Annotated in this window: 11 protein-coding genes; 3 read left to right on the forward strand and 8 right to left on the reverse strand. The window is 71.3% G+C overall.

Annotated elements, in window-relative coordinates:
- Positions 1-19: 19 nt before the first annotated feature.
- Both HJ588_RS17510 and HJ588_RS17515 read right to left on the reverse strand, forming a co-directional pair.
- The gene (locus HJ588_RS17510) at positions 20-2,119 is read right to left on the reverse strand and encodes a RecQ family ATP-dependent DNA helicase (RefSeq protein WP_171158010.1); all 2,100 of its coding nucleotides are present in this window, start codon (positions 2,117-2,119) and stop codon (positions 20-22) included.
- Positions 2,120-2,154: 35 nt separating this feature from the next.
- Complete coding sequence (locus tag HJ588_RS17515) at positions 2,155-2,910, reverse strand: lysophospholipid acyltransferase family protein (RefSeq protein ID WP_171158012.1); 756 nt, start codon at positions 2,908-2,910, stop codon at positions 2,155-2,157.
- A 142-nt stretch (positions 2,911-3,052) separates the two neighbouring features.
- Between HJ588_RS17515 and HJ588_RS17520 the strand changes: the two genes are divergently transcribed.
- Together HJ588_RS17520 and HJ588_RS17525 are read left to right on the forward strand one after the other, a co-directional pair.
- Positions 3,053-4,090, forward strand: coding sequence for an LLM class flavin-dependent oxidoreductase (locus HJ588_RS17520; protein ID WP_212756124.1), 1,038 nt, complete (start codon positions 3,053-3,055; stop codon positions 4,088-4,090).
- A gap of 10 nt (positions 4,091-4,100) precedes the next feature.
- Positions 4,101-4,640: a YbhB/YbcL family Raf kinase inhibitor-like protein gene (locus HJ588_RS17525; protein ID WP_171158016.1), complete on the forward strand. Its 540-nt coding sequence runs from the start codon at positions 4,101-4,103 to the stop codon at positions 4,638-4,640.
- A 63-nt stretch (positions 4,641-4,703) separates the two neighbouring features.
- On the opposite strand, the gene HJ588_RS17530 is transcribed toward HJ588_RS17525, so the two are convergent.
- The 5 genes from HJ588_RS17530 to HJ588_RS17550 form a co-directional block, all read right to left on the reverse strand.
- Positions 4,704-6,239, reverse strand: a complete 1,536-nt coding sequence (locus HJ588_RS17530; protein WP_171158018.1) for a hypothetical protein — start codon at positions 6,237-6,239, stop codon at positions 4,704-4,706.
- A 42-nt stretch (positions 6,240-6,281) separates the two neighbouring features.
- Positions 6,282-7,130, reverse strand: coding sequence for a TrmH family RNA methyltransferase (locus HJ588_RS17535; protein WP_171158020.1), 849 nt, complete (start codon positions 7,128-7,130; stop codon positions 6,282-6,284).
- Positions 7,131-7,168: 38 nt separating this feature from the next.
- Positions 7,169-7,927 (reverse strand): restriction endonuclease, encoded by a 759-nt coding sequence (locus HJ588_RS17540; RefSeq protein WP_171158022.1) that lies wholly within the window; start codon positions 7,925-7,927, stop codon positions 7,169-7,171.
- An 89-nt stretch (positions 7,928-8,016) separates the two neighbouring features.
- Positions 8,017-8,790 carry a sulfite exporter TauE/SafE family protein gene (locus HJ588_RS17545; RefSeq protein ID WP_171158025.1) on the reverse strand — a complete coding sequence of 258 codons (774 nt, stop codon included), beginning with the start codon at positions 8,788-8,790 and terminating at the stop codon, positions 8,017-8,019.
- 10 nt (positions 8,791-8,800) lie between these two features.
- On the reverse strand, positions 8,801-9,613 hold the full coding sequence (locus HJ588_RS17550) for an ABC transporter ATP-binding protein (RefSeq protein WP_171158027.1): 813 nt from the start codon (positions 9,611-9,613) through the stop codon (positions 8,801-8,803).
- 90 nt (positions 9,614-9,703) lie between these two features.
- On the opposite strand from HJ588_RS17550, the gene HJ588_RS17555 reads away from it, so the two are divergent.
- Positions 9,704-10,462, forward strand: coding sequence for a hypothetical protein (locus HJ588_RS17555; protein ID WP_171158029.1), 759 nt, complete (start codon positions 9,704-9,706; stop codon positions 10,460-10,462).
- Positions 10,463-10,807: 345 nt separating this feature from the next.
- On the opposite strand, the gene glgA is transcribed toward HJ588_RS17555, so the two are convergent.
- A complete protein-coding gene (glgA, locus tag HJ588_RS17560) occupies positions 10,808-12,007 on the reverse strand; it encodes a glycogen synthase (protein ID WP_171158030.1) in 1,200 nt (399 codons plus the stop codon).
- Positions 12,008-12,031 lie beyond the last annotated feature (24 nt).

A 12,031-nucleotide genomic window follows, 5' to 3' on the forward strand; every position in this document is an offset into this window, starting at 1 on the left:
GGGCTGGAGGAGGGCGAAATCAGCCGACGGTCCGGTGGAGCAGGAGGGGCAGGACCGCGCGTGCGCCGGCCTCGCGCAGTGTCGCGGCGGCAACGGTGACCGCCCAGCCGGAGGACGATTCATCGACGACCAGGAGCACAGCCTTGCCGGCGACGTCGGGAGCAGCGTTCTCCCCCAACGTCTTTCGCCAGAAGGCCGCCTCGTCCGGCGAGGTGAGGTCGTCCGGCACGCGTGCCTCGACCGCCCAGCCGGCAGTCGGCAGACGACCGACGGTGCCGAGGTGTTCGACCACGCCGGCGACCAGCTGCGGGTGGCCGGTGGCGGCCAGCCCGACGATTACGTCGGGTCGGGTGCTCCACTGGTTGCGCCAGCGACTGAGCGTCTGCACCGCCGCGTCGAGCAGGTCCTGCGGTGGCGCCGCGTCGGCTCGCAGGGCACCGGTGAGCAGGTCACCCCACTCGGCGGCGTCGGCGTGCACGATCACCCGGCCCTCGTCGGCGGCCAGCGCGGCGGGGATCTTGCCCCGCGCGCCGAAGGATCCGCCGGGCCACATCTTGCGCGGCTCCAGCAGGTGTTCCTCGCCGCGCAGCACCTCGCGCACCGCGGCGACCGTCTGCGGGTCGGGCGCGGCTCCGAGCGGGGCGGGGAGTGCGCCGAGACACACCGAGCACCGACCGCACGGCTCGGCCTCCGGGTCGTCCAGCGACTGTTGCAGCAGCTGCATGAGGCACTGCTCGCCACGCAGGTAGCTGCGCATGATGTCGGCCTCGCGGCGGCGCACGGCGAGCACGCTGTCGTAGTGCGCCTGGTCGAACTCCCAGGTCGTGCCGGTGACCCGCCAGCCGTCGGGGAGCCGCTCGGTCACCCCGTCCACCGCGAGTTGCTTGAGCAGCAGCTCCACCTTGCTGCGTCGCAGACCGGTCTCGGCCTCCAGTGCCGGCACCGACATCGGCGCCTCCGCCGCGCTGAGCACCTCGAGCAGCCGGCGCACCTGCGGCTCCTTCGGGATCGTCGCGGTGGCGAAGTAGTCCCACACGGCGTCGTCCCCGGCGGACGGCAGCAGCGCGACCAGTGCGTGGTCGATGGCCCGCCCGGCACGACCCACCTGCTGGTAGTAGGAGACCGGTGACGGCGGTGCGCCGACGTGCACCACGAAGCCGAGATCCGGCTTGTCGTAGCCCATGCCGAGTGCGGAGGTCGCGACCAGCGCCTTGACGCGGTTGGCGCGCAGGTCCTCCTCGAGGCGTTCGCGTTGCGCACTGTCGAGGCCGCCGGTGTATGCCGCCACCGTCATACCCGGCGTGTCGGCGTAGCGCCGCTGCAACGCCTCGGTGAGGCGCTCGGCGTCGGCGACCGTGAGCGTGTAGACGATGCCCGACCCGGGCAGCTCGGGCAGGTGATCGACCACCCACGCGTAGCGCTGCAGCGGATCCATCAGCGGCAGCACGGCGAGTTGCAGGCTCGACCTGGCGAGCGGCCCGCGCAGCACGACCGTGTCGTCGCCGAACTGCTCGGCGACGTCGGCGACCACCCGGGAGTTGGCGGTCGCGGTCGTGGCGAGCACCGGAGTCTGCGGGTTGAGCCGCCGCAGCACGTCGGTCACCCGCCGGTAGTCGGGCCGGAAGTCGTGGCCCCAGTCGGACACCGAGTGCGCCTCGTCGATCACCACGAGTCCGAGGGAGCCGGCGAGCGACTCCAGCACCCGGGCTCCGAAACCGGGGTTGGCGAGCCGCTCCGGCGAGACCAGCAGGACGTCGATCTCGCCGGCCGCGAGGTCATCCTCGATCTGTTGCCAGGCATCGAAATTGGAGCTGTTGAGGGTCGCAGCGCGCAGGCCGGCCCGCTCGGCAGCAGCCACCTGGTCACGCATCAGTGAGAGCAGCGGCGACACCACCAGGGTCGGACCGCCGCCGGCGCGGCGGATCCACGAGGTGGCGATCCAGTAGACCGCCGACTTGCCCCACCCGGTCGCCTGCACGACCAGCACCCGCGCTCCGGGCCGGCGCAGCGCGTGGAGCGCCTCCATCTGCCCGGGCCGCAACTGCGCGTCCGGGCCGGCGAGCACGCCGAGCACGTCGGCGGCGGTGTCCTCGATCGTCGGTGCATCCACGATGGCCATGCTCGCAGTCTGCGCGCCGCCACCGACAAGGCCCGTCAGCCGGCGGCCTTCTTGGCCGCTTTCCGCTCCGCCTCGACCCGCTCGAGCTCGGCCGCCTGCTCCGGCGTCGGCGCCGTGCCGCCGAGCCGCGCGGGCAGATACTTCAGATCGTCGCCGGTGAGCGGCTCGTAGGAGTCCTGTGCCTCGTGCAGCATGCCCTCCATCACCGTCCGCAGCCGCGCGGTCTCGGTGTCCACGTCCGCGTCCGCCGGGATGTCGATCGGCGCACCGGTGGTGATCGTCACCGGCACCTTCGGCCGGAGCAGGGTCTTGTCGTGGTCCTTGGTCCAGACCCGCTGGGACCCCCAGATGATCATCGGTATGACGGGCACCCCCGCTTCCTGCGCCATCCGCACCGCACCGCTCTTGAAGTCGCGCAGCTCGAACGACCGGGAGATGGTGGTCTCGGGGAACACCCCGATGAGTTCGCCGCGCCGCAACGCCGCCACCGCTTCCTGGTAGGCGCCGGCACCGGCCGCCCGGTCCACCGGGATGTGCTTCATCCCCCGCATCAGCGGACCCATCACCCGGTGGTCGAAGACCTCCTTCTTGGCCATGAAGCGCACGATGCGTCCGACGTCGTGGGCCGGGTAGCCGCCGTAGGCGAAGTCGAAGTAGCCCACGTGGTTCATCGCGATGACCGCGCCGCCGGTGCGTGGGATGTTCTCCGAGCCGGTGCGCTCGAACTTCAGTCCCTGCGCGGCGAAGACGCCCAGCGCGAAGTTGATTACTCCCGAGTAGAGGGGTTCCATGCCGCGCACTGTAGTGCGTCGCGCCGGAAATGGAGCAGCTCCGGAGCCGGGATGGAGAAGGTACTCAGCAAGTACGGAGCGGGTGCGCATCGGGTGTGGAGCAGGTGCGGAATGCCGCGGCGCCCCGCGTGTTGCACCTGAGGTGACTGACGCGCTCCACCTCCCCCTGTCCGTGCTCGACCTGTCCCCGATCTCGGCGGGCCGCACCGCCTCCGACGCGCTGCACGAGTCGATCGAGTTGGCTCGGCATACCGAATCCCTTGGCTACGAACGCTATTGGGTCGCCGAGCACCACAACATCCCGAGTGTCGCGAGCACGTCCCCGACGGTGATGATCGCGTCGATCGCGGCCGCCACCGAGACGATCCGGGTCGGCGCCGGCGGCATCATGCTGCCCAACCACGCGCCGCTGCAGGTCGCCGAGACGTTCCGCGTGCTGGAAGCCCTGCACCCGGGCCGGATCGACCTCGGCATCGGGCGCGCGCCCGGCACCGACCAGCTCACCGCGTTTGCCCTGCGCCGCAGCCGGGAGGCGCTGACCGCCGACGACTTCCCGCAGCAGTTCGCCGAATTGCGCGCATACGTCGACGGATTCCCAGACGATCACCCGTTCGCACCGATCAGCGCGCAGCCGGCGGACGTGCCGCTGCCGCCGATCTGGATCCTCGGCTCGAGTCTGTATGGCGCGCAGGCGGCCGGCCTGCTGGGCACCCCGTTCGCCTTCGCGGGTCACTTCGGCGACGCCGACCCGGGAGAGGCGTTCGACATGTACCGGCAGTCGTTCCGGCCGAACGGCAGCGACGGGGGTCTCACCGAGCCGCACAGCATGCTCGCCGTCGCCGCGATCGCAGCCGAATCCACTGAGCGCGCAGCCGAACTCGAGCGCGCCGCCGCTCTGTCGACCGTGCGACTGCGGCAGAACCGGCCCGGCCCGCTGCCGACCCCGGAGGAGGCCGCGGCCCACGAATGGACACCGCAGGAGGAGGCGATCGTCGGCAAACTCGGCCGCTTCGTGACCAGCGGCACCGGGCCCGAGGTCGCCGCCGGCATCCTGCGGCGTGCGCAGGCGTGCGGCGCCGACGAACTCATGGTCACCACCAACGTGCACGACCCGGAGGAGCGCCGGGCGTCATACACGCTGTTGATGGAGGCGATGCGCGAGCGTGTGTCCGGTGAGTAGCGTGGGCTCCATGGATCTCGAACGCCCCGAAGCACCCGACCCCTACACCCTTCTGCCGCAGGTGCCGTCGCTCGCGGTGACCAGTGAGTCGTTCGCCGACGGCGACACGCTGCCTGACGAACAGGTCTACAACGACTGGGGATTCAGCGGCGAGAACAAATCCCCGCAGCTGTCCTGGAGCGGCGCGCCGGAAGGCACCACCGGCTACGTCGTGACCTGTTTCGACCCGGACGCACCGACGCCGTCCGGCTTCTGGCACTGGCTGCTGCTCGGCATCCCGGCCGACGTCACGTCGCTCGACGCGGGCGCGGGCAGCGGCGAGAACCTGCCGGAGGGCGCGTTCCACGTGCGCAACGACTTCGGCACCAAGGACTACGGCGGTGCCGCGCCGCCGGCGGACGTGCGGCCGCACCGATACATGTTCGCGGTGCACGCCGTCGGTGGCGATCTCGGCCTGGACGAGAACGCGACTCCGGCGGTCGCCGCGTTCACCACGGGCGGCAACCTGCTGGCCCGCGGCGTGATCACCGCGACCTACAACGCGAAGTAGCACGGGCAATCGAGGAAGGGCCCTGCGGCGATGCCGCAGGGCCCTTCTTCTCGTTGCTGCCGGTCAGCGACCGTCGTTGCGGCGGTCCTGCAGATCGTCGCGGACGCCCTTGAGCCGGTCGACCAGGCCCGGGCGGCGCTTGCCGTCGCCCTGCTGTGCGTCGTCCCCGCCGTCCTCGGGCGCGGCGTAGCCGTTGTCGGCCAGGTCGCGCTCGGACGTCACGTGCCGGTCACCACGCAGGCCGTCGGCCTGCGAGCGCACGCCGCCGTCCTCGGCGGCGGAGGTGTCGCCGCGGTCGCTCCAGCCGCTGCCAGCGGCGTCGCCGGTCGTCGTGTGCTGCCCGGAGGTCTGGTCGTAGACCGGTGTACCGGCCGTGCCCGATGCCGGCTGCCCGGGCGCCTGCGCCTGCTGGTCGTAGGTCGAACCGCCCTGTGCCTGCTGGTCATACACGCCCTGGTCACCCGAGCGGGTCTGGTCGTATGACGAACCCTGGTCGTGGGAGGTGTAACCCTGCTGACCGGTGGCCGAGCCCTGGTCGTACGTCGAACCCTGGTCGTACGTCGAACCCTGGTCGTATGACGAGCTCTGGTCGTGCGAGGTGTAACCCTGCGGGCCGGTGGCTGCAGTCTGGTCGTACGTCGAGCCCTGGTCGTATGACGAGCTCTGGTCGTGGGAGGTGTAACCCTGCTGACCGGTGGCCGAGCCCTGGTCGTACGTCGAACCCTGGTCATACGTCGAGCCCTGGGCAGTGGTCGAACCCTGCTCGTAGGCCGACCCGGTGGTCGACTGCGCGTCGTACGGCTGGTCGTCCGCACGCCGGTTGTGCGTGTCCCGGCCGGCGTCGGTCGCCGCGTAACCGGCCCCGCTCGTCTCGTAGCCGGTCCCGGCGGACTCGCGGTTGTATTCCGCGCCGGTGCTCTCGCGGTCGTAACCACTGCCGGTCGCCTCCCGGTCGTAACCGCTGCCGGTCGCCTCCCGCTCGTAACCGCTCTGCGCGGACGTGCTGCGGTAGTCGGTGCCGGACCGGCCGGACTCGTCGGCCCGCGCACCCTCGGCATAGGTGTCGTCGGCGGTCGACCGCTGCCCGGTCACACCGCGCTCGTCGGCGATCTCGTCCCGGGCCGGGTCGTTGGCCCCGGCTGCCGTCGCTCCGCCGGCCGTCGCCGCGGCCGCCGGCGCCGCCTCGTCGCGGTAGCGCTCCTGCTTGGCGTCGTCACGGGTGCCCTCGACCCGGTTGCCGTGCCGGTCGGTGGGGGTGTCCGGGTCGAGTTCGTCGGCGCGACGCAGGGTGTCGGCGTGGTCACGGCGGACGGCGGCGGCGGTGTCCTGCTCGTACTTCGCCTCCTGCTCCAGCTGCTGCGCCTGCTCCTCCTTGGCGTCGGCCTCCGCGCGAGCCTGGTCGGCCCGTTCCGTCGCGGTCTCGGCGCGCTGCTGCGCCTCCACCACCGTGGGCTCGCCCTTGCGCGCCTCCTGCCGTAGCTGTTGTGCCTCCTCGCGGTGTGCGGCAGCGCGCCGCTTGTTCATCATCATCGCGATGAGCACCAGGATCGCGATGACGACCACGATGCCGATGATGATCCACCAGGTTGTTGCGTCCATGATCGTGCGCCTTTCGACGTGTGGACAGTCGTTCTACAGAACCTACTGCGATCGGCGTGCTCCTGGCTCACCCCGATGGGTGGCCGGGCGTGTCGCCCACGCCACCACCGCGCTCGCGGCGGCGACGTTGAGCGAGTCGACGTCACCGGCCATCGGGATGCGCACCACCCGGTCGCTCATCTCCAACGTATGACGGGACAACCCGTCGCCCTCGGCCCCCAGCACCAGTGCGAGCCGATCCGGCAGGTCGGCAATCAACTCGTCGAGCGTCACCGCATCGTCCGAGAGCGCGAGCGCCGCGACCGAAAACCCTTGCTCTTGCAGAGTTTTCGCCCCTTCGGGCCAGGGCTCGATGCGCGTCCAGGGCACCTGGAAGACGGTGCCCATCGAGACGCGCACGCTGCGCCGGTAGAGCGGGTCGGCGCACCGCGGGGTGATGAGCACCGCGTCGACGCCGAGCGCGGCCGCGGAGCGGAAGATCGCGCCGACGTTGGTGTGGTCGACGATGTCCTCCAGCACCAGGACCCGTTGCGCGGCGGCGACCAGGTCGGCATACGGCTGCAGGACGGGACGGTGCATCGAGGCGAGCGCGCCACGATGCAGGTGGAAGCCGGTCATCGTCTCGATGACGTCGGCATCGCCGACATACACCGGCACCCCGTCGTGGTCGGCCTGCTCGACCAGGTCCGCCAGGTCGGTCAGCCAGCGCCGCCCCATCAGATAGGACCGCGGGCGGTGTCCCGCAGCCAGCGCCCGCCGGATCACCTTCTCGCTCTCGGCGAGATAGAGACCGTTCTCCGGCTCGAGGCGCCGCCGCAGCGCGACGTCGGTGAGTCCGAAGTAGTCCTTGACCCGTTCGTCGGCGGGATCGGTGATTTCGATGACCGGCACGTCGGCCAACCCTAGATGTCGGCCAACCCCAGGTCGCGCTACAACCTCGCGAAGAACGCCCGGTCGACCCGCTGCACGACGACCCGCAGCTCGGGCGCGAGTCCGAGGTCGTGCTGCAGCATCAGCTCGATGAGCCGCGGGCCGTCGATGACGCTGATGCCGGCGCCGAGTTGCGCGACTGCCGACTGCGCCTCGGCGGTCAGCACGGCCGTGGAGATCAGCAGCCCGTGCTCCTGGCCGGCCATCCGCGCCGCGTCGACGAAGCCCTGCAGGTGCGACCGGTCGATCACCCAGCGCGGCGGCAGTTGCACGGCGCGCAGCCACAGCCGGTCGATGCCGAGCGGGTCCCGGGAGATCAGCCCCTCCGATGCGGAGCCGCTGCCCGAGGTGGTCGTGGTCAGCGCGGTGAGCACCGTGAAACCGGTGCGGCGCAACAACTCGGCGACGAGGGCGCCGAATGCCGCACCGGGCAGGGTGCCGACCACGTCGGCGAGGTTGTTGCCGAGGGCGACCCGATGCTGGCGCAGGCTGTGCCGCACCCGCTCGAGCTCCTCACTGTCCGCCGGCGGCGGCACCGACGCGCGCACCGCCTCCGCGGTCACGGTGGTGACGGTCGCCGGCTGCGCGCGCAGGGGTGGCGGGGCCGGTGCGGGCGCAGCGCGCACCGCCTCGACCGTCGCCGGTTGCGCGCGCACCTGAGGGGCTGCAGCGGGCTGCCGCGCAGCGTGCGACATGGCCAGGCCCGCGCGCGGCACGGTGGAGATCCCGTGCGCGCGCATCAACTCATCGAAAATCATCGGACATCACCGCAAGATCACCCCGACCGGCGTTGGTTGAGCACGACGGGAGAATATCCGAACAGCTGACAAGTTTGCGGGATCCCGCGTCACCCGGCGAGCAGTTGCCAGATCGCGACCAGCCCGACCACCACGATGAAGGCGCGCAGCGCCCAAGGCGGCAACCGCCGTCCGACGCCGGCGCCGGTCAGCCCGCCGATCAGCGAGCCCAGCGCGATCAGCCCGGCGACATCCCAGTGCACCTTGTCGAACGCCACGACCAGGAACGTCAGGGCGGCGACCGCGTTGACGACCGTGCCGAGGACGTTCTTGATGCCGTTGATGCGCTGCAACGGGTCGGTCATGAGCGCGCTCATCAGCCCCATCAGCAGCACGCCCTGCGCGGCGCCGAAGTAGCCGCCGTAGACGCCGGCGCCGAACACTCCCAACGAGAGCAGCAGCCTGCCCCGGCCGGCGTGTTCACCGGGCTCGTCGTGATGGGCGGCGGCGGCCCGGCGTTGCAGCCACGGGCCGATCAGCACCAGCACGATGCCGACCAGGATGAGCACCGGCACGATCGCCTTGAACGCCGATGCCGGCAGCCAAATCAGCAGCAGGGCGCCGGCGACCGCCCCGAGGAAGGACATCGGCGCCAGCTGCCGGAGGCGCTGTCTGGCGTCGGAGACCTCCGAGCGGTAGCCCCACGACCCCGACACTCCCCCGGCCACCAGTCCGAGGGAGTTGGAGATGTTGGCGCCCACCGGCGGGTAGCCGAACGTCAGGAGCGTCGGGAAGGTGACCAGCGTGCCCGAACCGACGATCGTGTTGATCGTGCCGGCGGCGACCCCGGCGAGCATGATCAGCAGCGCCTGCGTCAGCGACAACGCTGCCGCCCTAGTGCGCCGCGTGCCGGGCGGTCGGAGCGGCGACGGCGCGGGCGGTCCACCGGTCGTCGTGCCGGTCGAGGGTCAGCGGCATACCGAACGTCGCCGAGAGGTTGTCCGCGGTCAAGGTCGCCTCGATCGGCCCCTGCGCCACGACCTTGCCGTCGCGGAGCATGAGCACGTCGGTGAAGCCGGCCGGGATCTCCTCCACGTGATGCGTCACCAGCACCAGGGCGGGAGCCTCCACGTCCTGCGCGATCTCGCCCAGGCGCGCGACCAGGTCCTCCCGGCCACCGAGGTCGAGCCCCGCGGCGGGCTCGTCGAGGAGCATGAGCTCCGGGTCGGTCATGAGCGCGCGGGCGATCTGGACGCGCTTGCGTTCGCCCTCGCTGAGCGTGCCGAAGCGGCGGTCGATCAGCGGGCCCGCCCCGAGCGCGTCGAGGAGTTCGGCGGCGCGACCGTGGTCGAAGTCGTCATACTTCTCGCGCCAGCGCCCGACCATGCCGTATGCCGCCGTCACGACCACGTCGCCCACGCGTTCGGCGTTCGGGATGCGTTCGGCGATGCTGGCCGACGCCAGCCCGATGCGCGGGCGGAGTTCGAAGACGTCGACCGCGCCGAGCACTTCTTCCAGGATGCCGACGACGCCGGACGTCGGGTGCAGGCGCCCAGCGGCCAGCTGCAGCAAGGTGGTCTTGCCGGCGCCGTTGGGGCCGAGCACCACCCAGCGCTCGCCCTCCTCGACCTCCCAGTCGACACCGTCGAGCAGGCGCTTGCCGCCGCGCACGACGCTGACATCGGCGAGAGCCAGCACATCGCTCATGGCTCGAACCCTATTGCCTGCGCGGCACTGCCCGTGCGACAGGGGCGGGCCCGCGCGTCGGCCCGGCACTACCTCTTTACAGTGACGGGGATGTCGACGCTGCCTGCCTCCGTGCGCCTCAGCCTCTGGGTGACCGCTGCCTGGGCGGGCCACGTCGACCTGGAGGAAGCCGTGCGCCGCGCGCTGCCCGACATCGACCATCTCACCGGCGACACCGAATACCTGCGCACCTGGCAGGACTTCGGCGAGCGGGTGCTCGCGTGCGCACTCCCCCGCTCCGGCGACCTGACCGGTATGCCGAGGGGCAACCCCGACCTGATGGCCGCGGCGACCGAGGCCGGCGAATGCGTGTTCGTGCCCGCGCTCGGCGGCGCGCTGGTGCCGACGGTGGAGATCTTCGGCCCGGAGGGCGACGAGGGCACCGCGGTGCGGCTCACCGCCTTCGACTGCGCGCCGACCCCGGCACATCAGCTCGAGGCGTTGCACGAGTCGCAGATCGAGCGCGAGCTGCGTGGCCGGCTGGCGCGCTCGACCGAGGCGCTCGAGCAGCTGGACGTGCAGCCCTTCGTCGGTTCGCCGCTTCGCGCGACCGCCGACGATGTCGTGGCGCTGCGCGAGTGGGGGCTGCCGCCGGGACTACCCGGACGGGCGATCAGGGTCCTGCAGACCGCCGGAACCGTCGGCGCCGCAGTCGATTTCGCGCTGACGCACTCACATGCCGTCGACGCCGCTTCCGACGCGGGCCGCCAGCGGGCCCTGCTCGATCTGCAAGCCGCCGCCGACACCGCCATGGCACAGGCGACCACCGCCGCGGCGCTCAACCTGGCCGGCATGCGGGCCGGCGACTGATCTCGATATGCCCTCCCCCGCTCCGCTCCTCCGGGCTACTCGATCAGCACAAAGCTCCCGCTCCGGGGCAAAACCGCTGGTCGAGTAGCCGAGCCGCCAGGCGAGGCGTATCGAGACCACCCGTCGGATCGGCCGGCGACTGATCTCGATATGCCCTCCCCCGCTTCGCTCCTCCGGGCTACTCGATCAGCACAAAGCTCCCGCTCCGGGGCAAAACCGCTGGTCGAGTAGCCGAGCCGCCAGGTGAGGAACCCCCGCTGGTCGAGTAGCCGAGCCGCTAGGCGAGGAACCCCCGCTGGTCGAGTAGCCGAGCCGCTAGGCGAGGCGTATCGAGACCAGCACCCGTCAGGCGCGCAGCACCGCGTCATACACCTCCTGGGTGCGCGAAGCGACTGTGTCCCAACCGAATTCGCGGACCGCGCGCTCCCGGCCGGCCTCGCCCCGCCGCCGCGCCTCAGCAGGGTCGCTCACCGCGGTCGTCAGCGTGTCGGCGAGATCTCGCACGAAGCGGTCTGGGTCCTTCGGGGTGCCCGTGCCGTCGCTGACCTGGTCGATCGGCACCAGCCAGCCGGTCTCACCGTCGGCGACCACCTCCGGGATGCCGCCGGTCGCCGTGCCGACCACCGGAGCGCCGCACGCCATGGCCTCGAGGTTGACGATGCCGAGCGGTTCGTAGACCGACGGGCAGACGAAAACCGTTGCGGCCGAAAGCAATGCGATCACCTCGGCACGCGGCAGCATGTCCGGGATCCAGACGACGCCGGTGCGGTGCTTGCGCAGACCGTCGACGAGGCCTTCGACCTCGGCGAGAATCTCCGGCGTGTCCGGTGCGCCGGCGCACAGCACGAGTTGCACGTCCGGCGGCAGCTCGGCGGCCGCGCGCAGGAGATAGGGCAACCCCTTCTGCCGGGTGATCCGGCCGACGAAGATCACGCTCGGCCGCTCCGGATCGACGCCGTGCCGGCGCACGATCTCGGTCGCCTCCGGCGAGGTATTGCGTTGCCACAGCTGCGCATCGATCCCGTTGTGCACCACGTGCACCTTGGCCGGGTCGAGATCGGGATAGCTGGCCAGCACGTCGGCCCGCATCCCGTGGCTGACCGCGATCACCGCCGCGGCCGCCTCGTAGGCGGACTTCTCGACATACGACGAGAGCCGGTAGCCGCCGCCGAGCTGCTCGGCCTTCCAGGGCCGCAGCGGCTCGAGGCTGTGCGCGGTCACCACGTGCGGCACGCCGTGCAGCATCGAGGCCAGCTGACCGGCGAAATTGGCATACCAGGTGTGCGAATGCACCAGATCGGCACCGGCGCAGTCCTGGGCGATCTGCAGGTCGACACCCATGGTGCGCAAGGCGGCATTGGCCTCGGCGAGCTCGGGCAGATCGGCATAGCCGGTCGTGTCCGGTTCGTCCACCGGCTCGCCGAACGCCCGGACCTGCACGGTGTCGCCGCGCTCGCGCAGCGCCCGCACCAACTCCGCGACGTGCACCCCCGCGCCGCCATAGATGTTGGGCGGATATTCCTTGGTCAGCAGATCGACTCGCACAACACCAGACGCTAGCGCTCCGTG

This window comes from Flexivirga aerilata, from assembly GCF_013002715.1.
In the GTDB taxonomy this organism is placed as follows: Bacteria; Actinomycetota; Actinomycetes; order Actinomycetales; family Dermatophilaceae; genus Flexivirga; species Flexivirga aerilata.

Coding starts and splice junctions, on each gene's coding strand:
- HJ588_RS17510 (WP_171158010.1), bottom strand. CDS start 2,119: ATGGCCATCGTGGATGCACCGACGATCGAGGACACCGCCGCCGACGTG.
- HJ588_RS17555 (WP_171158029.1), top strand. CDS start 9,704: ATGTCGACGCTGCCTGCCTCCGTGCGCCTCAGCCTCTGGGTGACCGCT.
- HJ588_RS17530 (WP_171158018.1), bottom strand. CDS start 6,239: ATGGACGCAACAACCTGGTGGATCATCATCGGCATCGTGGTCGTCATC.
- HJ588_RS17550 (WP_171158027.1), bottom strand. CDS start 9,613: ATGAGCGATGTGCTGGCTCTCGCCGATGTCAGCGTCGTGCGCGGCGGC.
- HJ588_RS17515 (WP_171158012.1), bottom strand. CDS start 2,910: ATGGAACCCCTCTACTCGGGAGTAATCAACTTCGCGCTGGGCGTCTTC.
- HJ588_RS17540 (WP_171158022.1), bottom strand. CDS start 7,927: ATGATTTTCGATGAGTTGATGCGCGCGCACGGGATCTCCACCGTGCCG.
- HJ588_RS17525 (WP_171158016.1), top strand. CDS start 4,101: ATGGATCTCGAACGCCCCGAAGCACCCGACCCCTACACCCTTCTGCCG.